At 73.4% G+C, this 21808-nt stretch carries 22 protein-coding genes and 1 riboswitch; of the genes, 10 read left to right on the forward strand and 12 right to left on the reverse strand.

Features of this window, described 5'->3' with window-relative positions; genetic code table 11:
- Positions 1-2: 2 nt before the first annotated feature.
- Positions 3-1667: an aa3-type cytochrome oxidase subunit I gene (gene ctaD, locus J8403_RS04645; RefSeq protein WP_211122000.1), complete on the reverse strand. Its 1665-nt coding sequence runs from the start codon at positions 1665-1667 to the stop codon at positions 3-5.
- A gap of 104 nt (positions 1668-1771) precedes the next feature.
- Between ctaD and J8403_RS04650 the strand changes: the two genes are divergently transcribed.
- On the forward strand, positions 1772-2368 hold the full coding sequence (locus tag J8403_RS04650) for an RNA polymerase sigma factor (protein WP_211122001.1): 597 nt from the start codon (positions 1772-1774) through the stop codon (positions 2366-2368).
- Positions 2365-3345: a CU044_5270 family protein gene (locus tag J8403_RS04655; protein ID WP_211122002.1), complete on the forward strand. Its 981-nt coding sequence runs from the start codon at positions 2365-2367 to the stop codon at positions 3343-3345. Before J8403_RS04650 ends, J8403_RS04655 begins: the two co-directional genes overlap by 4 nt.
- A gap of 51 nt (positions 3346-3396) precedes the next feature.
- Here J8403_RS04655 and J8403_RS04660 read toward each other — a convergent pair whose 3' ends face one another.
- Positions 3397-4185, reverse strand: a complete 789-nt coding sequence (locus J8403_RS04660) for an Fpg/Nei family DNA glycosylase (RefSeq protein WP_211122003.1) — start codon at positions 4183-4185, stop codon at positions 3397-3399.
- A gap of 83 nt (positions 4186-4268) precedes the next feature.
- Between J8403_RS04660 and J8403_RS04665 the strand changes: the two genes are divergently transcribed.
- Both J8403_RS04665 and J8403_RS04670 read left to right on the forward strand, forming a co-directional pair.
- Positions 4269-5414, forward strand: coding sequence for a PP2C family protein-serine/threonine phosphatase (locus J8403_RS04665; protein WP_211122004.1), 1146 nt, complete (start codon positions 4269-4271; stop codon positions 5412-5414).
- Positions 5415-5569: 155 nt separating this feature from the next.
- Positions 5570-5716: riboswitch (SAM riboswitch) on the forward strand.
- Between the two features lie 331 nt (positions 5717-6047).
- Positions 6048-6893, forward strand: coding sequence for a glutathione S-transferase C-terminal domain-containing protein (locus J8403_RS04670; protein WP_211122005.1), 846 nt, complete (start codon positions 6048-6050; stop codon positions 6891-6893).
- A 60-nt stretch (positions 6894-6953) separates the two neighbouring features.
- Here the strand turns inward: J8403_RS04670 and J8403_RS04675 are convergent, their stop codons facing one another.
- The 8 genes from J8403_RS04675 to J8403_RS04710 form a co-directional block, all read right to left on the reverse strand.
- A complete protein-coding gene (locus J8403_RS04675) occupies positions 6954-7697 on the reverse strand; it encodes a Mut7-C RNAse domain-containing protein (protein WP_211122006.1) in 744 nt (247 codons plus the stop codon).
- 167 nt (positions 7698-7864) lie between these two features.
- Positions 7865-8725, reverse strand: coding sequence for a YihY/virulence factor BrkB family protein (locus tag J8403_RS04680; RefSeq protein ID WP_211122007.1), 861 nt, complete (start codon positions 8723-8725; stop codon positions 7865-7867).
- Between the two features lie 239 nt (positions 8726-8964).
- Positions 8965-9957 (reverse strand): MauE/DoxX family redox-associated membrane protein, encoded by a 993-nt coding sequence (locus J8403_RS04685; RefSeq protein WP_211122008.1) that lies wholly within the window; start codon positions 9955-9957, stop codon positions 8965-8967.
- Positions 9954-10649, reverse strand: a complete 696-nt coding sequence (locus tag J8403_RS04690) for a cell wall protein (RefSeq protein WP_211122009.1) — start codon at positions 10647-10649, stop codon at positions 9954-9956. Before J8403_RS04690 ends, J8403_RS04685 begins: the two co-directional genes overlap by 4 nt.
- Positions 10650-10662: 13 nt before the next feature.
- Complete coding sequence (locus J8403_RS04695; protein ID WP_059144671.1) at positions 10663-11085, reverse strand: septal ring lytic transglycosylase RlpA family protein; 423 nt, start codon at positions 11083-11085, stop codon at positions 10663-10665.
- A 270-nt stretch (positions 11086-11355) separates the two neighbouring features.
- A complete protein-coding gene (locus J8403_RS04700; RefSeq protein ID WP_211122010.1) occupies positions 11356-12513 on the reverse strand; it encodes an acetyl-CoA C-acetyltransferase in 1158 nt (385 codons plus the stop codon).
- A gap of 35 nt (positions 12514-12548) precedes the next feature.
- The gene (locus J8403_RS04705; RefSeq protein ID WP_281427899.1) at positions 12549-13256 is read right to left on the reverse strand and encodes a TetR/AcrR family transcriptional regulator; all 708 of its coding nucleotides are present in this window, start codon (positions 13254-13256) and stop codon (positions 12549-12551) included.
- Between the two features lie 15 nt (positions 13257-13271).
- Entirely contained in the window at positions 13272-14060 is a 789-nt protein-coding gene (locus tag J8403_RS04710; RefSeq protein ID WP_211122011.1) for an SDR family oxidoreductase, read from the reverse strand.
- A gap of 68 nt (positions 14061-14128) precedes the next feature.
- On the opposite strand from J8403_RS04710, the gene J8403_RS04715 reads away from it, so the two are divergent.
- The 3 genes from J8403_RS04715 to J8403_RS04725 all read left to right on the forward strand — a co-directional run bounded on the left by J8403_RS04715 (position 14129) and on the right by J8403_RS04725 (position 17468).
- The gene (locus tag J8403_RS04715) at positions 14129-15310 is read left to right on the forward strand and encodes an acyl-CoA dehydrogenase family protein (protein ID WP_211122012.1); all 1182 of its coding nucleotides are present in this window, start codon (positions 14129-14131) and stop codon (positions 15308-15310) included.
- A 76-nt stretch (positions 15311-15386) separates the two neighbouring features.
- Complete coding sequence (locus J8403_RS04720) at positions 15387-16406, forward strand: acyl-CoA dehydrogenase family protein (protein ID WP_211122013.1); 1020 nt, start codon at positions 15387-15389, stop codon at positions 16404-16406.
- Between the two features lie 57 nt (positions 16407-16463).
- The gene (locus J8403_RS04725; protein WP_211122014.1) at positions 16464-17468 is read left to right on the forward strand and encodes a LacI family DNA-binding transcriptional regulator; all 1005 of its coding nucleotides are present in this window, start codon (positions 16464-16466) and stop codon (positions 17466-17468) included.
- 44 nt (positions 17469-17512) lie between these two features.
- Here J8403_RS04725 and J8403_RS04730 read toward each other — a convergent pair whose 3' ends face one another.
- The gene (locus tag J8403_RS04730; RefSeq protein ID WP_211122015.1) at positions 17513-18274 is read right to left on the reverse strand and encodes a PaaX family transcriptional regulator C-terminal domain-containing protein; all 762 of its coding nucleotides are present in this window, start codon (positions 18272-18274) and stop codon (positions 17513-17515) included.
- Positions 18275-18386: 112 nt separating this feature from the next.
- Between J8403_RS04730 and J8403_RS04735 the strand changes: the two genes are divergently transcribed.
- Entirely contained in the window at positions 18387-20033 is a 1647-nt protein-coding gene (locus tag J8403_RS04735; RefSeq protein ID WP_211122016.1) for an acyl-CoA dehydrogenase family protein, read from the forward strand.
- Positions 20034-20074: 41 nt separating this feature from the next.
- Complete coding sequence (locus J8403_RS04740) at positions 20075-20860, forward strand: crotonase/enoyl-CoA hydratase family protein (RefSeq protein WP_211128080.1); 786 nt, start codon at positions 20075-20077, stop codon at positions 20858-20860.
- Positions 20861-21275: 415 nt separating this feature from the next.
- Here the strand turns inward: J8403_RS04740 and J8403_RS04745 are convergent, their stop codons facing one another.
- On the reverse strand, positions 21276-21488 hold the full coding sequence (locus J8403_RS04745; RefSeq protein WP_210566629.1) for a hypothetical protein: 213 nt from the start codon (positions 21486-21488) through the stop codon (positions 21276-21278).
- Positions 21489-21642: 154 nt separating this feature from the next.
- On the opposite strand from J8403_RS04745, the gene J8403_RS04750 reads away from it, so the two are divergent.
- Positions 21643-21795, forward strand: a complete 153-nt coding sequence (locus tag J8403_RS04750) for a hypothetical protein (protein ID WP_211122017.1) — start codon at positions 21643-21645, stop codon at positions 21793-21795.
- The last annotated feature ends 13 nt before the right edge of the window (positions 21796-21808 follow it).

The following is a 21808-nucleotide window of genomic DNA, read 5'->3' on the forward strand; positions in this document are numbered from 1 at the left end:
ACTCACGCCACACTCTCCTTCTGGCCGACATCGGGATGGTGCAGATCGAACGCGGGGGATTCGGAACGGATCTTCGGCAGGCTGACGAAGTTATGGCGCGGCGGCGGGCAGGAGGTCGCCCATTCCAGGGAACGGCCATATCCCCAGGGGTCGTCGGTGACGATCTTCTCGCCGTACTTGGCAGTCTTCCAGACGTTGTAGAGGAACGGCAGGAACGACAGGCCGAGGACGAAGGAGCTGATGGTCGAGATGGTGTTCAGGGTGGTGAAGCCGTCGGCCGCCAGATAGTCGGGAATTCTGCGGAGCATTCCCTCGGCGCCCAGCCAGTGCTGCACCAGGAACGTGCCGTGGAAGCCGAGGAAGAGGGTCCAGAAGGTGATCTTCCCAAGCCGCTCGTCGAGCATCTTGCCGGTGAACTTGGGCCACCAGAAGTGGAATCCGGCGAACATCGCGAAGACCACGGTGCCGAAGATGACGTAGTGGAAGTGGGCCACCACGAAGTAGGTGTCCGAGACGTGGAAGTCCATCGGCGGCGAGGCCAGGATCACGCCGGTCAGACCACCGAAGACGAAGGTGATCAGGAAGCCGATCGCCCAGAGCATCGGGGTCTCGAAGCTCAGCGACCCCTTCCACATCGTGCCGATCCAGTTGAAGAACTTGATACCGGTCGGCACCGCGATCAGGAACGTCATGAAGGAGAAGAACGGCAGCAGCACACCGCCGGTGACATACATGTGGTGCGCCCAGACGGTGACCGAAAGGCCCGCTATGGAAATCGTCGCCGCGATGAGCGAGATATAGCCGAACATCGGCTTCCGGGAGAAGACCGGAATGACCTCGGAGATGATGCCGAAGAACGGCAGGGCGATGATATAGACCTCCGGATGGCCGAAGAACCAGAAGAGGTGCTGCCAGAGCAGCGCACCGCCATTGGCCGCGTCGAAGACCTGCGCGCCGAATTGGCGGTCCGCCTCCAGGGCGAACAGCGCGGCCGCGAGCACCGGGAAGGCGAGCAGCACCAGCACTCCGGTCAACAGCACATTCCAGGTGAAGATCGGCATGCGGAACATCGTCATGCCCGGTGCGCGCATGCAGATGATCGTGGTGATGAAGTTGACCGAGCCCAGGATGGTGCCGAAGCCGGAGAGGGCCAGACCCATGATCCACATGTCCGCGCCCACCCCCGGTGAGCGCACCGCGTCCGACAGCGGGGAGTAGGCGAACCAGCCGAAGTCGGCCGCGCCCTGCGGGGTCAGGAACCCGCCCACCGCGATCAGCGAGCCGAAGAGGTACAGCCAGTACGCGAACATGTTCAGCCGCGGGAACGCCACATCGGGCGCACCGATCTGCAGCGGCATGATCCAGTTGGCGAAGCCCGCGAACAGCGGGGTGGCGAACATCAGCAGCATGATCGTGCCATGCATGGTGAACGCCTGGTTGAACTGCTCGTTCGACATGATCTGCAGACCCGGCCGGGCCAGTTCGGCGCGCATCAGCAGCGCCATCACCCCGCCGATGCAGAAGAAGGCGAACGAGGTGATCAGGTAGAGCGTGCCGATCGTCTTGTGATCGGTGGTGGTCAGCCATTTCACGGCCGTAGCCCCTGGCCCGGGGCGGCGCGACGGCGGGGCGGCCGGCGCCGCCGCGACAACGGTGTTGTTCCTCATGATCCGAAGGTGTCCGGCACCCCGTGGATCGTCACTCGGACGGCCGGTCAAGATTTCCCGCTCCGGGGTGTGATGATCCGAGGCGTGCCGGACACCTTCGGATCATGAGCACCGACGACGCCTTCGACGACGCCTACCGTGAGCATTACTGGGCGGTCAGCCGATTTGTGGCACGGCGGCTGGACGGCCAGGCATGGGAGGTCGAGGAAGTGGTCGCCGAGGTGTTCTCGGTGGCCTGGCGGCGCCGGGCCGAACTGCCCGAGTCACCCCTGCCGTGGCTGTACGGGGTGGCCCGGCACTGCCTGGCCAACGCCGTGCGCGGCAAGGGCCGTTACCGCAGACTGCTGGCCAGGCTGGGACATCACGAGGTGACGCGCGAGGGGCGCACCGTGGCGAGCCCGGACGCGGAGCGGCCGGGCTCCTGGGTGCTGGAGGCGCTGTCCCGGCTCGCCGAGGCCGACCAGGAGGTGCTGCGGCTGACGACCTGGGAGGAGCTGACCGTCGAAGAGCTCGGCACCGTGCTGGGGTGCGGCCGGTCCGCCGCGGCGATGCGGCTGCACCGGGCGCGGCGGCGGCTGCGGGAGCAGATAGAGACCCTGCGCCGGGACGACCGGGTCTCAGTGGGGTGCACGAGCGGCAAGGGCGACAAGGCCCACAGCGCTGACCGGGCCGACCAGGCCCACGAGGATGGACACGCATGACCGACGAACTGGATCTGCTCCGCGAGGCCGACCCCGTGTCCGCCGACACCGGCCCCTGGCGGGACCGGCCGCTGAACGCGCGCGCCGAGCTGCTGCTGCGGCGGCTGCCGTCCCAGGACCGGGGGCGCCGTACCGTCCGACGCGTGATCTGGAGCCTGGAAGCCGCGGCGGCCGCGACGGTCCTCGCCCTCGCCCTGACCGTCTCGGGCACTCCTTCCTCCGCGGTGGCCGCGTCCAGACCGGTGCCGCTGGTGGCGCATGCCTCCCGGGCGGACGTATCGCTCGCCGAGATCGTCCGGCGGGCGCGGACGGCGGCCGAGGAGTCCCCGGGGAAGAGCGAGCGGGGCAGCCATTTCCGGAGCTGGGCGCTGAGCATGAAGTCGGGCGAGGATCCGGTGACGCTGCCCCGGGAGTCGCTGACCCGGTGGAACGCGGACGGCAGCGGTTTCTCGCTGGAGGTGGCCACCGATCCGCGCCACCCGGGCCGCCCGGTGATCGCCGACGGTACGCCGCCCCGTGCGGTCCACGACGGCAAGGTGCTGAGCGAGGAGAAGTATCCGGCCGGTATCGACGGCGCCAACGAGAGCTACTTCGAGGATCCTCCGGCCGGGGCCTCGGCACTGCGCGCCTATCTCGCCGTCTGGTCCCCGGGCGCGGACGACGACCCGGCGGAGCTGATCTCGGCCATCGAGTCGTTCCTCGCGGTGTGGACTCCCGGTCCGCGCCAGCGGGCGGACATCGTCACCCTGCTGTCCCGGATCGAGGGGCTGCGCCCGGCGGGCAAGGTCACCGACCGGCTCGGCCGGGAGGGGCAGGCGTTCCGCTTCACCCCGGCTTCCGCCGGGATGCGGGAGCTGATCGTCCTCGATCCGGACGACGGCAGCGTGCTGGACGTCGAGGAGACCGTCACCCGGGACGATCCGGAGTACCGGCTGAAGGCGGGCGACGTGATGTCGTACAAGGCGTGGATGTCCTGATCGATCGGGCGCGGGGGCGCCGGGCGGGCCGCGGGTCGCCCCGGGCGGGCGTCAGTCGCCGTCCGGCTGGCAGTGGGGGCACCACAGGCTGGTCCGTCCCGCGATCCGGCCGCGGCGCAGCGGATGGCCGCAGCGGGGGCAGTGCGGGTCCGGGTCGTCGCGCTGTCCGGTGAGCCAGTCCGGGTCGTCCGGCACCCGCCCCGCCCGCACCGAGGCGCGCAGCACCTCGCGGATCGCGGTGTGGAGCCGGTCGCGCTCGTCGTCGCTCAGCGCGTTGGCCGGCCGCCGCGGATGGATCCGGGCCCGCCACAGGATCTCGTCGCCGAGCAGGTTGCCGAGTCCGGCGATCACGGCCTGGTCGGTCAGGGTGGCCTTGAGGCGTCCGCGCCGCCCCGCCAGCAGCCGGTCGAGATCGGCCCGGCTCAGGGAGAGCGCGTCCGGGCCCTGATCGCCGAGGATCCGGTCGACGTCGGCGTCGGTGGCGGCGAGCCAGATGCCCTGGAGTTTGCGCTGGTCCTCGTAGCCGAGGCGGTGGCCGTCGTCGAGGTCGAAGGCGACGCGCTCGAACCGGCCGGCCGGTTCGGAGTCCGCCCCGCAGACCAGCCGCCCGGTCATGCCGAAGTGCAGCACCACCGTGGGCCCGTCGGTGGGGGCGATCAGCCACTTGCCGTGGCGGCGCGGCGCGGCGAAGCGGCGGCCCTTGAGATCGCGCTTCAGCCGCTGCGCGGTCACCCCGTGCAGCACGCCCGCGTCGGCCACCTCCGCCCGCTCGACGCGGTGGCCCTGGGCGCAGGAGGCCAGCGTCCGCCGGAACCCCTCGACATCCGGTAGCTCGGGCATAGCGTCAGGCTACGCCCGGGGCCTCCGTCGCGCGTTGTGGAGAATCACCCCTTTGGCGGCTTTCATCGGATAAGGTCCAAGTTATGCGATTCATGCGCTTCGCCCCGGGGGCGAGCGGTCGCAGCCATACGCTGTTCGCGGTCACACGGTGTCTGCCGTTCCTGGTCCTGGCGGCGGTGCTCAGCATCGAGCTCTCCCCCGCGCACACCGTCTACACCGGCCCCCTGCTCTCCCCGGCGCCGGCGCTGGCGGCGGTGACCATGGGGCCGTTCGGCACCGGCGGTGTGGCGCTGCTGGCCACCGCGGTGAGCGCGATCACCGCCACCCACAACGGCGTGTGGGGCAGCGAGATGGTGTACGCGAATCTGCTGGCCCTGCTGGTGGTGGCGGTGGCGAGCGTGGCGACCAGCGCGGTGCGGGTGCGCCGGGACCGCGAGCTGGCTCATGTCCGCCGGATCGCCGAGGTGTCCCAGAACGTGGTGCTGCGGCCGCTGCCCGCCCGGATCGGTATCGTGAACACCGCCAGCGTCTATATGGCGGCCGAGCGCGGAGCGCAGATCGGCGGGGACCTCTACGAGGCGATGTGCACCCGCTACGGAGTGCGGCTGATCGTCGGCGATGTGCGGGGAAAGGGGCTGGCCGCGGTGCGGTCCGCCGCGGCCGTGGTGGGCGCCTTCCGGGAGGCGGTGCACTACGAGCAGGACCTGGCCGAGGTGATGCACCGCTGTGCGGCCGCGCTGGGGCGCGAGTACGAGCTGCTGGACCGCTCCCAGCTCCAGGACCCGCAGGAGCTGGAGGAGCAGTTCGTCACCGTCCTCCTCGCCCAGGTGTCGGACGAGTCGCTGGTCGAGCTGATCAACCGCGGCCATCCGCCGCCCCTGGTGATGCGCGAGCGCAAGGTGCGTTCCCTGGACCCGGCGCGCCCGCTGCCGCCGCTCGGCCTGGAGGAGTTCCTCAGCCCTCCCCCGATCTGCGTCGAGACCTTTCCGTTCCTGCCCGGTGACCGGCTGTTGCTGCACACCGACGGCGTGGTCGAGGCCCGCAACCACTACAACGAGTTCTTTCCGCTGCACCGGACCATGGAGACGCTGGACGGCGCCACCCCGGGCGAGTACCTGGACCGGCTGCGCCACGCCCTGGTCCGGCATGCCGAGGGACGGCTGGCGGACGACGCGGCCATGGTCCTCGTCGAGCGGGCCATCGGCGGCGCACGGCGGCCGTTCCGCTGAGCGGGTGTCCACCGTGCCTCCGAGCCGGCATCCACCGAGCCGGTGAGCAGGTATCCAGCGAGCCGGTGAGCCGGTATCCACCGTGCCCGCGGCCCGCGTTGGCCACTTGGGCATGGGTTGACGCCCTCGCGGAGCGCGACGACACTGTCAGGGACGGTCACGATGGTCAGCGCCCACCGTGCGGAATCCCCGCTCGGATGGGTCATCGGCCCCGGCTCGCTGACAGGCAACCCTTCTCCCGCGACGGGGTGCCCCCGGGTGACGACCAGGTTCCGTCGGCGTGGACGGGACAAGCGCGGTCTCGCTGCCTCGCGAGCCCCCGATGATGGGACCGGTGAGATGCCCAGGACCGACAGCGACGGGGGCGGCGCCCGTCGGCGTCCCCGGCCGTGGTCCCCGCTCCTCCGTCGCCATCTGCTGACCAGGCGTCTGCACATCGACCTGCTGCGCGTCTGCAGCGCCGCCAGTCCAGCCGGCTGAATCGACGCGGTCACCGAGCGCGGCCCGGCGCGCCGGAGTCGGGGCTGTCCCGGCACCGGCCCGGCGAACGCGCCGCGCGGGCTTCCCTTCCGTTGTGCCATCGGCGCCGCCCGGACCGGCGGGCCGGGGGCTCCGTCCTTGCCTTGGAGAGCCATGTCCGAGACGTTTCCGGTCAGTTCAGGTCCTGCCGCGCTTCTCGACCCCGACCCGTGCTCACCCCACCCCCGGATCGCCCCGCCCGCCGCGCCGCACCGTTTCCGCAGCCGCATCGGCGTCGACCTCGCCGGTGGCTTCTATCCGGTGCCGCATCGCTATCGGCTCTATCTCTCCGCGAGCTGTCCGCTCTCGCTGCGCGTCTCCATCACCCTCGATCTGCTCGGACTGCGGGACACCGTCGCCACCACCCTCGTCGGCCTCCCGGACGACACCCCCGAAGCGTTCGCCGCACTGCGCGGGGCCTACGAGGCCACCTGGCACCGCTACGGCGGACCGGTGGACGCGCCCGCGCTGTGCGACGGCTGGACCGGACGTGTCGTCAGCAACCACACGCCCGACATCCTGCGCGACCTCGCCGGCCATCTGAGCGACGGCGGCGGACCGGGGCGTCCCCGGCTGCGCCCGGCGCCCCGCGCCGCGGACATCGACGCCCTCCGGGAACACCTCGACGAGGACATCACCCACGCCGCCCGGCAGGCCGGGACGGCGCCCGGGGCGGAGTGCCGGGACGCGGCGCTGGAGCGGCTGCTGACCGCCCTCGGCCGGCTCGACCGCAGGCTGGCGACCGCGCCGTACGCACTGGGCGACGAGCTGACCGCCGCCGATGTGGACCTGTGGGTGGCCCTCGTCCAGCTCGACACCGAGCACCGGCTCCACCTGGACGCCGACGCGGCCCAGCGGGTCTCCCGCCATGGGCGGCTGCGCGGCTATGTGCGGCGGCTGCACGCCCATCCGGCCTTCCACACCACGATTCCGGAGGCCCTCCTGGACGACGTGTCCTGAGCGCGCGTCCGGGACCGGGCGCCCTGTCCGGAGGCTCGGCTCAGGACAGGGCGGCCCGGCTCAGGACAGGGCGGCCCGGGCGTCGCCGAACTCGCTCATCGCCCCGGTCACGATGGCCTCCAGCCGGGCGTGGTGGGCACCGCGCCAGTAGACCCGCTCACAGACGGTGCAGCGGGCGAAGACCTCGTAGGTGCGCCGGGTGCCGTGCTGGAGCAGCTCCCGGACCGACTCCTTGTCGGCGTCCTCCAGCGGGCCGTTGCAGGCGGTGCAGCGGGTCCAGGGCGCCAGGCCCGGGGCGAACCGGCCGAGGACGTCCCGGAGTTGCTCATCGGGGCGGTCGCTGTAGACATACGCCCCGGCCCACAGCTCACGGCGGCGCAGCAGCCCCCGGTCGCGGGAGAGCAGCACCCGGCGCTGGGCGGCGGAGCGCGCGGCCAGCTCGGGGTCGCCGATGTCCTCGCTCTCGTACGCGGCGTCCACGCCCAGCAGCCGCAGCCGGCGCGCGAGCGTGCCCAGGTGCACATCGAGCAGGAAGCGCAGCGGCGCGCCCGGCACCCGCTGCGGGCGGACGACCGGATGGACCTCCACGGTCTCCCCCGCGCCCGGCACATGCGAGACGGCGGTCTCCTCGCCGTTCACCACCAGCCGGCCGACCTCGGTGAGCGGGACCCCGAGCGACTCCACGACATGGCCGAGGGTGGAGGCGCCGTCGGTGACCACGGCCGTCCAGGGGCGGCGCCGCTCCGGGACGGCGAAGAATCGCAGTTCAGGGGCGAGGCTGAGGTGGATCTCGGGTCCGTTCACACCGCCAGCATGCCAGGCGCGCCCGGCCCGGGGCGACGGCGTTTCGGGTGCGGCCCCGGGCCCGACGATCATGGAAGCGGCCGCCGTCGGGAACGCGTCGCACCGGGGCCGCGGGCCACGCCCGGGTGATCGTCGGCCGGGGTGTCAGTCCGCCGGTGGGGGCGCCTTCACTCCGCCGGTGGGGGTGGCTTGGGCCGGTCGCGCCGCCGCTTGCGGCGCCAGGCCACCATCCGCAGATACTCCTCGTACAGCACCCGGCCCAGCAGCGCGCCGCCGAAGACCACGAATCCGACGCCGACCAGCCAGGACTGGACGACCAGGACGGTGCCGACCGGACCGTAGGAGACGGCGTTGGAGGCGATCAGCGGGGAGAACACCAGCTGGGAGAAGACCCGCAGCCCCAGCAGCCCGACGCCGGTGGCCAGCGCGCCGGGGAGCAGGGCGCCCCAACTGATCCGCCCGCCCAGCAGCAGCCGCTGCGACCACCAGAAGAACAGCACCGTGCCCAGCACCCCCACCAGCACCCGCGAGAAGCCGGGCTCCAGATGGGCGGAGAGCAGCAGATAGCAGATCAGCACGACGAACCACACCAGATGGCGCCAGGCGGTGTGCCAGCGGCCGGCCGGAAGCTCCCACACCTTCTCGTAGCCGACCTGGAGCACCGTGCCGAAGCGCAGGCTGAAGACGGCCAGCGTGGCCAGACCGAAGGCGGTGGTGGACTCCAGCGCCTGTTTGGGCGGGGCGAACAGCTCCTGCACCTCGTCCCGTGAGGTCGAGGACAGGCCGAGGCCCTCGGCCAGCCATTGGGCGAACCCGAGCCGGTTCACCGGATCGGCCGCCGCGACCACGATCAGCAGGGGCACCAGGGTGAGAAAGCCCAGGGCGGCGAAGCCCATCGCGCGGTGCAGCAGCTCGAACTCACTGCCCCGCCGCCATCCGCGTCCGATCGCGGAGCGGTGGAACGCGTCCTCCAGCCGCCGCCACCATCTGGGCCCCCGGGAGCCGGACGCGGACCGATGCTCGGACATACACCCACTCCCCTACCGGCGCCACCGGCTCAGCCCCCGGCAGGCGGGAACGCGCGCCGGGCGGCGCGCGCGCCACGGGCCCCCCTCGGCAGGGGTGTCGGTCGGTACGGGTCTCGGTCGGGCTTGTCCATCCATGCCTTGTACGCCTCGGCACCCATCTGCGCTGGACGCCCCGCGGATCGATCTTTTTGTCCAGGAAGTCTTCGTTTGATTCAGATTACCCGCCGAGCGCCGGCCTCTCACGCCGTGGCCGTGACCGGGGCCCCGCTGTCCGCGTCGATGACGCTGACCCGGACGGCGGGCTCGCGCACCGTGTCCAGGCTGGCCGCGGCGTCCACCGCGAAGAGCACCAGAACGGGCCTGGCGGCCGTGCCGCCGCCGTGCACCCCGGCGAACTGGAGGATGCGCCAGCCGCCGTCGTCCCAGTGGTCCAGCAGCGCGGAGCGCACCACGCGGGAGGCGCTCTGCCAGGCGCGCGAGCGCTCCAGCAGTTCGACGGTCGCGGCGACCGGGACCGCCGCCGGGGTTCCGGGCGCGCCGAGCGGGACCACCGCCGGGGCTCCGGGCGCGCCGAGCGGGACCACCGCCGGGGCTCCGGGCGCGCCGAGCGGGACCACCGCCGGGGCTCCGGGCGCGCCGAGCGGGACCACCGCCGGGGCTCCGGTCGCGGCGAGCGGGTGTCCGGTGATCCGCAGTCGCAGCCGGCGCAGCGGCATCCGCCAGCGGCGGTCCGGATCGGCGGACAGGGCCGTCAGAACCGCCGCCGCGGCCAGGACCAGACACAGCGCCGCGGCCGGACGGCGGGCCGCCGCGGTCCACCAGGACTGCTGGGCCGGGGCCGCCGCGACCCCGCCCGCGAGAACCGCGGCGGCGCGGGCGAAGGCGCGCCAGGTGAGGGGGGCGTCCTGACGTGCCGTACAGCCGCAGGAGGAGCCGGGCGCGGCGGCGCGGGCATAGCCGAGATAGCCGAGGAAGCCCGCGCCGAGGAGGGCGGCCCCCGCTCCCGGGAGCGGGGTGGCGGGCGGCGCCAGCAGTGCGGCGGCGAGGAGGAGTTCGACCGCGCCGAGGGCGCGCAGGACGAGCGCGGCCCGGCCGCCGTCGCGCAGCAGCCGGGCGAGCGCGGTACGGGGCGCCTGCCGGGCGGTGCCCCGGCCGAACAGCTTGCCCGCCCCGGCCGGTCCGAGCACCCCGGCGAGCACCAGCGGGGCCAGGGCGCAGACCAGGGCGCTCACCGCCGTCTCCCCGCACCGGGCGCGACCGCGACCCGCACGAGGTCCACGGAGCCGTCGGAGGGCCGCCACGCGCCCAGGACCTGGGCGCTCTGCCCGATGGAGAGCCGGGACAGATCGGCGGTCGGCGAGGCGTCGCCGTACGAGGCGCTGGTGGTCTGCGCCATGAGGTGGCCGACGATCTCGTGCTGCCCGTGGGCGAGATGCAGCCGGGTCCTCTCGATACCGCGGATGGTGGCGTGGAGGTTCACGATGTTGACCCACACCGCGTCGGCGGCGAGGGTGCCGTCGGGCAGGGGGAGGCCGCGGGCGTAGAGCCCGTCGCCGGTCTCGATGTCGTCCGCGGTGGTGGCCCGGGCCTTCCAGACGCTGGTGGCGTTCGTGACCCGCACCCGGGAGTGGTCGCCGTAGGAACCCGCGACCTCCAGGACGTCGTGGTTGATCGCGGTGATCCGCCCCTCGGCGAAGGCGCTCTCGGCGACCGCGGGGTCCAGGGGGCGGATGGGCGCGGCGAAGGCGGCGTCGGCGTCCACGGCGCCCAGGGCGGTCGCCCCGATGACTCCGGTGCCGAGGACTCCTGTGCTCAGGGCTCCCGCGCTCAGGGCTCCCGTGCCGATGACGGTGGCGCCGCGGAGGGCGGCGGCGGTGAGGAAGCGACGGCGGTCGAGGGGGTCGCCGGTTCGGTACGCGCTCATGGCCGGGCCCGCCTCATTCGAAGATGGAGACCGGCAGGGTGCCGGAGCTCAGACTGCCGATGGCGGAGAAGGCGGCGGGGGTGAGGTCGATGACGCGGTTGGTGCGGCAGACCCCGTCGCAGCAGGTGGACTCGGAGCAGAAGCTGCGGGTGCGCGGGCCGCAGTCGCTGACGGTGACACAGACGCTCGCGCCCGAGCAGTCGTGGCGCACCTTCATCACGGAGCCGCAGCCGCGCCGGGGTATGTCCTCGCCGCACAGGTCCGGCCGGGTGATGTCCCAGCACGCCTTGGAGGCGTTGGGCCAGGCCGCCTGCAGGGCGCTGGAGCGGCAGGTGCCGCACGCGCCGCCGCCCGCCGAGGCGCACGGACCCCAGGCGTTGCCACAACAGAACCAGGTGGCCTCGCCGTTCCAGAGCTTGGTCGATCCGCACGCCATGCCACTGTCCTCCCGGCTTCGGTCGGGCCCTCGGAGCAGCACCATCATCCGTGGGGCCGCATGCGGCCGCCACGGGAAGGCGTCCGGTCGGAGTGCTCGTCAGCGACCGGGGGCTCTACAGCCGCTCGACGATCGTGACGTTGGCCTGCCCGCCCCCCTCACACATCGACCGCCACCTCCACGGCCCCCTCACACCGCTCGGCCCCGGGGGCCTCACGGGCTTCGGGTGCCTGCGCCGGACTCCGTCCGTCGAGCCGGTGGCCAGGACGCCTACAGCCGCTCGACGATCGTGACGTTGGCCTGCCCGCCCCCCTCACACATCGTCTGCAGCCCGTACCGGCCGCCGGTGCGCTCCAGTCCGTGCAGGAGCGTGGTCATCAGCTTGGTGCCGGTGGCGCCGAGGGGGTGGCCCAGGGCGATGGCGCCCCCGTTGACGTTGACCCGTTCGGGGTCGGCGCCGGTCTCCTTCAGCCAGGCCAGGACGACGGGGGCGAACGCCTCGTTGATCTCGACCAGGTCGATGTCGCCGATGGTCAAGCCGGACTTCTTCAGTGCGTGCGCGGTCGCCGGGATGGGCGCGGACAGCATCCGGATCGGGTCCTCGCCGCGTACCGACAGATGGTGCACCCGGGCGCGCGGGGTCAAGCCGTGCTCCCGTACGGCCTGTTCGGAGGCGATCAGCAGGGCGGCGGCGCCGTCGGAGACCTGCGAGGCGAGCGCGGCGGTGATCCGGCCGCCCTCCATGAGCGGCTTGAGGGCGGCCATCTTCTCCAGGCTGGTGTCCCGGCGCGGGCCCTCGTCCATCCGGACGTCCCCGAACGGGACGACCTCGCGGTCGAAGCGGCCCTCGTCCATCGCGCGCAGCGCCCGCCGGTGCGATCCCAGGGCGAACTCCTCCATGGCCTCGCGGGTGATGCCCCACTTCTCGGCTATCAGCTCGGCTCCGTAGAACTGGCTGACCGGCCGGTCGCCGTAGCGCGCCCGCCAACCCTCCGAGCCCGCGAAGGGGCCTTCGGTCAGCCCCAGGGGCTCGGTGGCCTGGCGGCTGGCGAAGCCGATGGGCACCATCGACATGTTCTGCACCCCGCCCGCGACCACCAGGTCCTGGGTGCCGGAGAGCACCGCCTGCGCGGCGAAGTGCAGGGCCTGCTGCGAGGAGCCGCACTGCCGGTCGACGGTCACGCCCGGGACCTCCTCCGGGAGCCCGGCGGCCAGCCAGCAGGTGCGCGCGATGTCCCCGGCCTGCGGGCCCACGGTGTCCAGACAGCCGAAGACGACGTCCTCGACGGCGGCCGGATCGGCGCCCGAGCGCTCCATCAGCGTGCGCAGGACGTGTGCGCCGAGGTCGGCGGGGTGGACGGCGGAGAGCCCGCCCTTCCGCCGCCCCACCGGCGTCCTCACCGCTTCGACGATGTATGCCTCGGGCATGTCAGCTCCTTGAGTTCCCTCACGTCATGACGGTCTTACGGTCGTCCTCGCCGTTCTTGTCGCTCTCGCTGTTCTTGCCGCTCTTGCCCTTCTCGGGGAGTGATGCCGTCCAGCACCATCGACAGGTACTGGCGGGCGATCTCCTCGGGGCTGTGCTGTCCGCCCGGCCGGTACCACGAGGCGGCGACCCATACGGTGTCGCGCAGAAAGCGGTACGCCAGCCGGATGTCGAGGTCGGCGCGGAAGACCCCCTCGGCCACTCCGCGCTCCAGCGCGCCCAGCCAGGCCCGCTCGAACCTCCGCTGCGACTCGGCGAGATAGCCGAAGCGCGGCTGGGCGGACAGGTGCTTGGACTCCTTCTGGTAGATCGCGACGGCGGCGCGGTGCCGGTCGATCTCCCGGAAGGACTCGGTGACGAGTGCCTCGACGGTCTCCCGGGGGCCGAGTCCGGCGCCGAGCACCGCCTCGTAGCCGGCCCAGAGCTCGTCCAGGAAGGTGGAGAGGATCTCGTCGACCATCGACTCCTTGGAGTCGAAGTGGTAATAGAGGCTGCCCGCGAGCATCCCCGCCTCGTCCGCGATCCGGCGGACGGTGGTCGCGTTGTACCCCTGGGCGGCGAAGACCTCCGCCGCGGTCGAGAGCAGTTCGCGCCGTCGTTCGGGGGACGGGCTCACGGTCGTCTTCTTCTCGCTCTTCTTCGCACTGTTTCCGGTGGAAGCGCGGGTCCGGGTGGAATTCGGCACGTTCTCATTCTCGCCTCATGCGTGCTGGCTGCTCACGGACACCGTCTCGCCGGTCATGTACGACGAATAGCCGCTGGCCAGGAAGACGATGACGTTGGCCACCTCCCAGGGCTCGGCGTACCGGCCGAACGCCTCGCGCTCGGTGAGCGCGGCCAGCAGTTCGGGGGTGGTGACCTTCACCAGATGCGGATGCATGGCCAGGCTCGGCGAGACCGCGTTGACCCGCACCCGGTACGCGGCGGCCTCGACCGCGGCGCAGCGGGTGAGCGCCATGACGCCCGCCTTGGCCGCCGCGTAGTGGGCCTGGCCGGCCTGGGCGCGCCAGCCGACGACCGAGGCGTTGTTGACCACCACCCCGCCGTGGCCGCCGGCCTTCATCCGGCGCAGCGCGGCGCGGGTGCAGCGGAAGGTGCCGGTCAGGGTGACGTCGATGACCTTGTCCCACTGCTCGTCGGTCATCTCGGTCAGCAGGGCGGTGCCGCCGAGACCGGCGTTGTTGACCACGGCGTCCAGCCGTCCGTGGCGCTCCTCGGCGAGGTCGTACAGCGCGGTGATCTGGGCCTCGTCGGTGACATCGCTGACGCGTCCGGCGACCCGCTCCTCGCCGAACTCCTCGGCGAGCGCGGCCACCGTCTCCTCGAGCCGGCGCCCATGGGCGTCGCCGAGGACGACCCGCGCGCCCTCCTCCAGGAACCGCCGGGCCGTGGCGCCCCCGATGCCGGCGCCCGCGGCAGCGGTGATGACGGCCGTGCGGCCGGTGAGGAGGCCGTGGCCGGGGACGTACGGCGCCTTGTTGTCCGTCACGACGCCACGGTAACCTACCAAACACTTGTTAGGGAAGGTCGATCGGGACCGGGGAAGGTGACGCGGCGGTGGACCTCGATCTCACCGAGCGGCAGACGGCGTTCCGGGCCGAGGCCCGGCGGTGGCTGACCGCGCACACGCCCCCCGCTCCCCTGCCCTCCCTGGAGACCGCCGAGGGGTTCGCGGCGCACCGCGCCTGGGAGCGCACCCTCGCGGCGGACCGTTGGTCGGCGGTGACCTGGCCCGAGGAGTACGGCGGCCGGGGCGCCTCGGTGGTCGAATGGCTGCTGTTCGAGGAGGAGTACTACGCGGCGGGCGCCCCCGGCCGGGTGAGCCAGAACGGGATCAGCCTGCTCGCCCCCACCCTCTTCGAGCACGGCAACGCCGGGCAGCGCGCCCGGATCCTGCCGCCGATGGCGCGCGGCGAGACGATCTGGGCCCAGGCGTGGTCCGAACCGGAGTCGGGCTCCGACCTCGCCTCGCTGCGCTCCACCGCCCGCCGCACCGATGGCGGCTGGCTGCTGACCGGACAGAAGACCTGGTCGTCCCGGGCGGCCTTCGCCGACCGGGCCTTCGGCCTGTTCCGCAGCGATCCGGCGGCGGACGCACCGCACCGGGGGCTGACGTATCTGATGTTCGCCCTGGACGCGCCCGGTGTGTCCGTGCGCCCCATCGGCCGCCTCGACGGCAAGCCCGCCTTCGCCGAGCTCTTCCTGGACGAGGTGTTCGTGCCCGACGAGGACGTCATCGGCGAGCCGGGGCAGGGCTGGCGCATCGCGATGAGCACGGCGGGCAACGAACGCGGGCTGACCCTGCGCAGCCCCGGTCGGTTCACCGCGGCGGCGCGGCGGCTGGTGGCGCTGTGGCGGGAGCGCGCGGCCGGGCCCGACGACGAGACGGCCGCCTCGCTGCACGACCGGGTCGCCGACGCGGTGATCCGCGCCCGCGCGTACGAGCTCTTCGCCTACGGGGGCGCCTCCCGGCTGGCCGCCGGGGGCTCCCTCGGCGCCGAGTCCAGCCTGAACAAGGTCTTCTGGTCGGAGCTGGACATCGCCCTCCACGAGACGGCCCTGGACCTGCTGGGCCCCTACGGCGAACTGTCCGACGCCGCCGAAGACCCCGCCGCGCCCGGCGCTTGGTCCGACGGCTACACCTTCGCCCTCGCGGGCCCGGTCTACGCGGGCACCAACGAGATCCAGCGCGACATCATCGCCGAGCGGCTGCTGGGCCTGCCGAAGGGGCGCCGGTGAGGCCCCGGTGACGAACTCAGCGGCCGGCGAACCAGTGGCTGGTGACAGGCCCAGTGGCTGACGAGGGGATCCCCGGATGAGGTTCATGCTCGATCAGGCGCAGACGGACTTCGGCCGCACCGTGGACCGGATGCTCGGCGCGGCCGATACGCCGCACGCCGTCCGGGCGTGGGCGCGCGGGGAGCATGCGCCGGGGCGCGCGGTATGGGGGCGGCTCGCCGAAGCCGGGGTGACCGGACTGGCCGTATCGGAGGCGTACGAGGGGGTCGGGCCGCTGCCGGTCGAGTTGGCCGTGGCGTATGTCGCGGCGGGGCGGCACGCCGTGCCGGGGCCCCTGGCCGAGACGGCCGCCGCCGCGGTACTGCTGGCCGCGCTCGCCGAGGGCGGCACGGCACGGACCGTTCGGGCGGCCGAGTACTGGCTGCCCCGGATCGCCGACGGGCGGGCGCTGGTGACGCTGGCGGCGCCCGACGGAGGCCCGTACGCGCTCGACGCGGACGCCGCCGGCACCGTCCTCGCCGTCCAGGGCGAGGAGCTGTGGCTGGCCCCCGGGCACGGGCCGGTCCAGCCCTCGTTCGACCCGGGCCGCCGGCTGGCCCGGCCGCTGCCGGGTGGCGAACTGCTGGCCCGGGGCCCGGCCGTGGCCGCTGCCGCCGCGCACGCCGCCGACTGGGCCGCCTTCGCCACGGCCGCGCTGTCCCTGGGCACCGGGCTCGCGCTGGTGGAGCGCACCGCGGCGTACGCCGGGCAGCGCACCCAGTTCGGCCGCCCGATCGGCTCCTTCCAGGCGGTGAAGCACCGGCTGGCGGACGCGCTCATCGGACTGGAGTTCGCCCGGCCGCTGCTGTACGGGGCCGCGGTGGCCCTGGCGTCGAGTGCGTCGGGGCCCGCGCGCGAGGCCCGGGCGGAGGTCGCCGCGGCGAAGGTGGCCGCCGGCGAGGCCGCGTACACAGCGGCGCGCACCGCCCTCCAACTGCACGGCGCGCTCGGCTACACCGACGAGTACGACCTCTCGCTGTGGATCCGCAAGGCCCGCGCCCTGCGCTCCGCCTGGGGCTCTCCGTCGATCTGCCGCGCCCGCGTTCTCGCGCCCTGACCGGTCTTGATCCATGCTGTAGCGACCATCAGTGAGCACACAGCGAGGTATGCGCGGATGCACCGTCCCCGGCCCACCCTGGAGAGCGTGGCGCGGCGCGCGGGAGTCTCGCGCGCCACCGTCTCCCGTGTCGTCAACGGCTCCACCAAGGTCGCCGAGGAGAGCCGGGAGGCGGTGCTGGACGCCATCCAGGAGCTGGGCTACATCCCCAACCAGGCCGCCCGCAGCCTGGTCACCCAGCGCACCGACTCCTTCGCGCTGGTGCTCCCCGAGGAGCCGGGCCGGGTCTTCTCCGACGACCGCTTCTTCCCGGGCGTGGTGCGCGGGGTGAGCCAGGAGCTGGAGTCCGCGGACAAGCAGCTGGTGCTGATGATGGCCCGCTCCCCCGCCAGCCGTGACCGCATCGAGCGCTTCGCCCTGGCCCGCCATGTCGACGGGGTCATGGTCGCCTCGATGCACGGCCCCGATCCGCTCCCGGCCGCACTGGCCCGCATGGGCATCCCCGTGGTCTGCAACGAGCGGGTGCTGAGCCCGGCCTCGCCGCCGTACGTAGGGGTGGACAACGCGGCGGGCGCGGCGCTGGCCGTGGAACATCTGGTCCGCTCCGGGCGCACCCGTATCGCCACGGTCGCGGGCCCCCAGGACATGGTGGCCGGGATCGACCGGCTCTCGGGCTACCGGACGGCGCTGTCCGCGGCGCGGCTGGAGGCGTACGTCGGGTTCGGTGACTTCACCCAGGAGTCCGGGGCGGTCGCGATGCGGGAGCTGCTGGACCGGGAGCCGCGGCTGGACGGGGTGTTCGTGGCCTCCGACCTGATGGCGATCGGGGTGCTGCGGGCGCTGCGCCAGACCGGCCGCCGGGTGCCGGACGACGTGGCGGTGGTCGGCTTCGACGACATCGAGCCCGCGCGCTACACCGAACCCCCGCTGACCACCGTGCGCCAGCCGATCGGCGGCATCGGCCGCCGGCTGGCCCGTCAGCTGCTGCGCCTGACGGGTGGGGAGACGATCGAACCGGCGCTGGTGTTGCCCACGGAGTTGGTGATCCGCGAGTCGGCGTAGCCGAGGGTGCGGCGCCCAAGGGGCGACGGACACGCCGCCACGGCTCAGCCGCCACCCGCGTACCGCGGCAGCCATGCCCGGAAGTCCCGTTCGAACCCGTCATAGCGGCGCCGCAGCTCGGCACCCGGCCAGTCCTCCGGCAGCAGCCGCGCGGGGAGGACGGGGTCGGCGAGGAGGTGCCGGAGGGCCGCGGCGGCGACGGTGAACCGGTCGGCCGGTTCCTCCGCGTCGGCCAGCGCCGCGCCGAGCAGCCTGGCCTGGCGGGCCCAGCCGTCCAGGTCCCATAGGCGCGCGGCGAGCTCGGCCGGATCGCCCTCCGGCGCGCCGGTGAACCAGCCGCACTGCTCCGCGGCGACGTCCGGCCGGGGATGGACGAGATTGGCGGGGCGCATCCAGGTGCCCTCGCGCAGTTCGGCCAGGCGCAGGGCGGCCATGGCCTGGCGGAGGGCGGCGCGCTCGGCCGCCTCGCGCCGGTCGGAGGTGACGATCGCGATCTCCCAGCCGCCGTCCCAGCGCCGGGTGCGGGGGGCGCGGCTGTCGTCCTGCCGCGCCTGGCGGGCCAGCAGGCGGTCGGTGAGCCGGTAGGCGCCGTCGCTCTGCTCCAGGTCACCGGCCGCGACCATCCGGGTGAGCGCGACCCGGATGGTGCCCTCGGCGGTGCCGAAGAGCGCGCCGACGCGTACCAGCGCGCGGGCGGGCAGCTGGGGCGGGTGATGGCCCAGCAGGGTGCTGAGCACGATCGAGCGTGCGGTCAGCGGCCGCAGGGTGAGCGTTCCGGTGTCGGTGTCAGTGCCGGTGTCGTCCATGGTTACGCGAAACCCTATCCATTACAGTTCTCCATCGCGCATGATGGAAGTGTAAGGCCGCCCATCGGCCGCCCGGCCCCGGGAGACCGCCGCGAACGAGGAGATGTCTGCCATGAGCGCTACGCACGAGGTCCTCAACCAGGCCCCGCCGCTCGTCGGCTTCAGCACGGCGGACGACCCCGCCCTGCTGGAGGCCCTGCGGCGGGACGGCGGCGGCTGGGGCGAGCAGGAGGTGCGGGACCTGGGCGCGCGGGCCGGTTCCGCGGAGGTCCAGGACTGGGCGCGGATGGCCGAGGAGCACCCTCCGGTGCTGCACACCCACGACCGTCACGGCCATCGCATCGACGAGGTCGAGTACCACCCCGCCTACCACCAGCTGATGGACGTCGCCGTGCAAAGCGGCCAGCACGCGGCGGCGTGGAGCGAGAGCCGCCCGGGCGCCCATCTGGTGCGCGCGGCCAAGTTCTACGCCTTCGCGCAGGCCGAGCCCGGCCATGGCTGCCCGATCTCCATGACGTACGCCGCGGTCCCGGCGCTGCGCGCGGAACCGGAGCTCGCCGCCGTGTACGAACCGCTGCTGGCCGCCCGCACCTACGACTTCGGACTGCGGCCGCCGCTCGCCAAGCGGGGCCTGATCGCGGGCATGTCGATGACGGAGAAGCAGGGCGGCTCGGACGTCCGCGCCAACACCACCCAGGCCGTGCCGGACGGCGCCGGTCACTACGTCCTCACCGGCCACAAGTGGTTCACCTCCGCGCCGATGAGCGATGTCTTCCTGACGCTGGCCCAGACGGAGGAGGGGCTCACCTGCTTCCTGGTGCCCCGGGTGCTGCCGGACGGCGGCCGCAACCCGCTGCGGCTGATGCGGCTCAAGAACAAGCTGGGCAATCGCTCGAACGCGTCGGCCGAGATCGAGTACGAGTCCGCCATGGCCTGGCGGGTCGGCGAACCGGGCCGCGGGGTGCGGACCATCGTGGAGATGGTCAACGTCACCCGGCTGGACTGTGTCATCGGCTCGGCGGCGGGCATGCGGGCCGGGCTGCGGCAGGCGCTGCACCACGCCGAGCACCGCCGGGCCTTCGGCGCCGAGCTGGTCGACCAGCCGCTGATGCGCAATGTGCTCGGCGATCTGGCGGTGGAGTCGGAGGCGGCCACCACGCTCGCGATGCGGCTCGCGACCGCCCTGGACCGCGCGGAGGCCGGGGACGAGGGCGAGGCGGCGCTGCGCAGGCTGGGGCTCGCGGTGAGCAAGTACTGGGTGTGCAAGCGCGGCTCCACCCACGCCGCCGAAGCCCTGGAGTGCCTGGGCGGCAACGGCTATGTGGAGGAGTCCGGCATGCCGCGCCTGTATCGCGAGGCTCCGCTGCTGTCGATCTGGGAGGGCTCGGGGAATGTTGCGGCGCTCGATGTGCTGCGCGCGCTGAGCCGGGAGTCGGGTGCGCTGGAGGCGTTCCTGACCGAGGTGGACGCCGCGGCCGGGGCCGACGCGCGGCTGGACGCGGCCGTGGACCGGCTGCGCGGGCTGCTGCCGCAGCTCGCCGACCCCGAGCGGGCACAGCTGCTGGCGCGCCGGCTGGCCGAGCAGATGACGCTGGTGCTGCAGGGCAGCCTGCTGGTGCGGTACAGCCACCCGGCGGTCGCGGACGCGTTCTGCGCCTCGCGGCTCGACGGGGACTGGGGGCATGCCTTCGGCACCCTGCCGCCCGGTACGGACACCGGCCCGATCCTGGAGCGCGCCCGCCCGAAGGACGCGCGGTGACGCCCACGGACGGCGCGGGGGAAGCGACGGAAGCCGAAGCCGTGGACACGGCCGGTGCGCCCCTTACGGTTCGCACGGAGCGGGAGGGCCCGGTCACCACGGTCGTGCTCTCCCGCCCCGGGGTGCGCAACGCGGTCGACGGCGCGACCGCCACGGCGCTGGCCGACGCCTTCCGCGCCTTCGACGCCGACCCTCAGGCGCGGGTCGCGGTGCTGTGGGGCGAGGGCGGCACCTTCTGCTCCGGCGCCGATCTGAAGGCGGTCGGCACGGCGCGCGGCAACCGGGTGGCCGAGGACGGCGACGGCCCGATGGGGCCCACCCGGCTACGGCTGTCCAAGCCGGTGATCGCCGCGATCAGCGGCCACGCCGTGGCGGGCGGGCTGGAGTTGGCGCTCTGGTGCGATCTGCGCGTCGCCGAGGAGGACGCGGTCTTCGGGGTGTTCTGCCGCCGCTGGGGCGTCCCGCTGATCGACGGCGGAACGGTACGGCTGCCACGGCTGATCGGCTCGAGCCGGGCGATGGACCTGGTGCTGACGGGGCGGCCGGTACCGGCCGACGAGGCGTACGCCATCGGGCTCGCCAACCGCCTCGTACCGCCGGGGCGGGCGCGCGTGGAGGCGGAGCGGCTGGCGGCCCGGATCGCCGGCTTCCCGCAGCTGTGTCTGCGCTCGGACCGGGCCTCGCTGCTGGACCAGGAGGGACTGCCGGAGGACGAGGCCATGGCGCGGGAGCTGCGTCACGGTCAGGCCACGCTGGCCGAGGGGCTGGACGGCGCGGCGCGGTTCGCGGCGGGCGCGGGCCGGCATGGGAGCTTCGGCCGGCTGTGACCAGGGGCGTGACCCGTCCCAGGGAGAGCTGAACGCCATGAGGTGAATGTCCTCCGGTAAACCTCGAAGCGCCAATGTCCGGGTCCATTCCCCTATTCGGGGGAATCCCGGTACTCACACAGCTGGCGGGCGTCCGTTCGGCGGAACATCTCCTCGTGAAGCGATGGCAGCGCGTATGGCGTGCGGGGGTCCTGACCACTGCCCTTGTTCTCGCCTCGGCGGGGGCGACAGCCCTGGCCGACCAGGACGGTGACGGTCCGGCGACCGCGTCCGCGTCCCCACGGCCGACGGCGGGCGCCCGGCCCGAGCCCGGGGGCCCGCACCAGGGACCGCATGTCTGGGTGAGGATCCGGATCGGTCCGGGGCTGTGCGTCTGCGTCGCCGCCTCGGCGGGCCCGGTCGGCTTCTTCGCCCACTACGGCTGGTGCCACAAGCCGAAGCCCACGCCGACCCCCACACCTACGCCGACCCCGACGCCCACGCCGACTCCTACGCCCACCCCGACGCCGACCCCGACCCCGACGCCCACCCCCAGCCCGTCCGCCACGCCGACCCCGACGCCCACGCCCACGCGGACCCCGAGTCCCACTCCCACACCCACCCGGACGCCGCGGGTCCCCTCCCCCACGCCCTCTCCGCGGCTTCCCACGCCGGGGCCCACAGCCGAGCCCGCGCTTCCGCTGCCGCCCCCGCCCCCGCCTCCGCCTCCGCCTCCGCGTACCAAGCCTCCGGCCTCACCCCCCACGCCGGTTCCCACACCGACCAGGACCCGTGCCGTCGAGGTGCACGCGTATCAGAAGCCCACGCGCCAGAAGCCCGACAACGGCACCTCCCTGGTCACCTTCACCCTGCTGCTCACCGCGCCCGCGGTCCTCGCGGCCGCCGCACTCCGTCCGCGTTCGCGCTCCGCCGGGCGCGGCGGGCGGCGCGGCTGACGGCTCACTGTCG

It is taken from the genome of Streptomyces yatensis, assembly GCF_018069625.1.
Lineage (GTDB): Bacteria > Actinomycetota > Actinomycetes > Streptomycetales > Streptomycetaceae > Streptomyces > Streptomyces yatensis.

Coding starts and splice junctions, on each gene's coding strand:
- ctaD (WP_211122000.1), bottom strand. CDS start 1,667: ATGAGGAACAACACCGTTGTCGCGGCGGCGCCGGCCGCCCCGCCGTCG.
- J8403_RS04650 (WP_211122001.1), top strand. CDS start 1,772: ATGAGCACCGACGACGCCTTCGACGACGCCTACCGTGAGCATTACTGG.
- J8403_RS04655 (WP_211122002.1), top strand. CDS start 2,365: ATGACCGACGAACTGGATCTGCTCCGCGAGGCCGACCCCGTGTCCGCC.
- J8403_RS04660 (WP_211122003.1), bottom strand. CDS start 4,185: ATGCCCGAGCTACCGGATGTCGAGGGGTTCCGGCGGACGCTGGCCTCC.
- J8403_RS04665 (WP_211122004.1), top strand. CDS start 4,269: ATGCGATTCATGCGCTTCGCCCCGGGGGCGAGCGGTCGCAGCCATACG.
- J8403_RS04670 (WP_211122005.1), top strand. CDS start 6,048: ATGTCCGAGACGTTTCCGGTCAGTTCAGGTCCTGCCGCGCTTCTCGAC.
- J8403_RS04680 (WP_211122007.1), bottom strand. CDS start 8,725: ATGTCCGAGCATCGGTCCGCGTCCGGCTCCCGGGGGCCCAGATGGTGG.
- J8403_RS04690 (WP_211122009.1), bottom strand. CDS start 10,649: ATGAGCGCGTACCGAACCGGCGACCCCCTCGACCGCCGTCGCTTCCTC.
- J8403_RS04695 (WP_059144671.1), bottom strand. CDS start 11,085: ATGGCGTGCGGATCGACCAAGCTCTGGAACGGCGAGGCCACCTGGTTC.
- J8403_RS04700 (WP_211122010.1), bottom strand. CDS start 12,513: ATGCCCGAGGCATACATCGTCGAAGCGGTGAGGACGCCGGTGGGGCGG.
- J8403_RS04720 (WP_211122013.1), top strand. CDS start 15,387: ATGAGGTTCATGCTCGATCAGGCGCAGACGGACTTCGGCCGCACCGTG.
- J8403_RS04725 (WP_211122014.1), top strand. CDS start 16,464: ATGCACCGTCCCCGGCCCACCCTGGAGAGCGTGGCGCGGCGCGCGGGA.
- J8403_RS04730 (WP_211122015.1), bottom strand. CDS start 18,274: ATGGACGACACCGGCACTGACACCGACACCGGAACGCTCACCCTGCGG.
- J8403_RS04735 (WP_211122016.1), top strand. CDS start 18,387: ATGAGCGCTACGCACGAGGTCCTCAACCAGGCCCCGCCGCTCGTCGGC.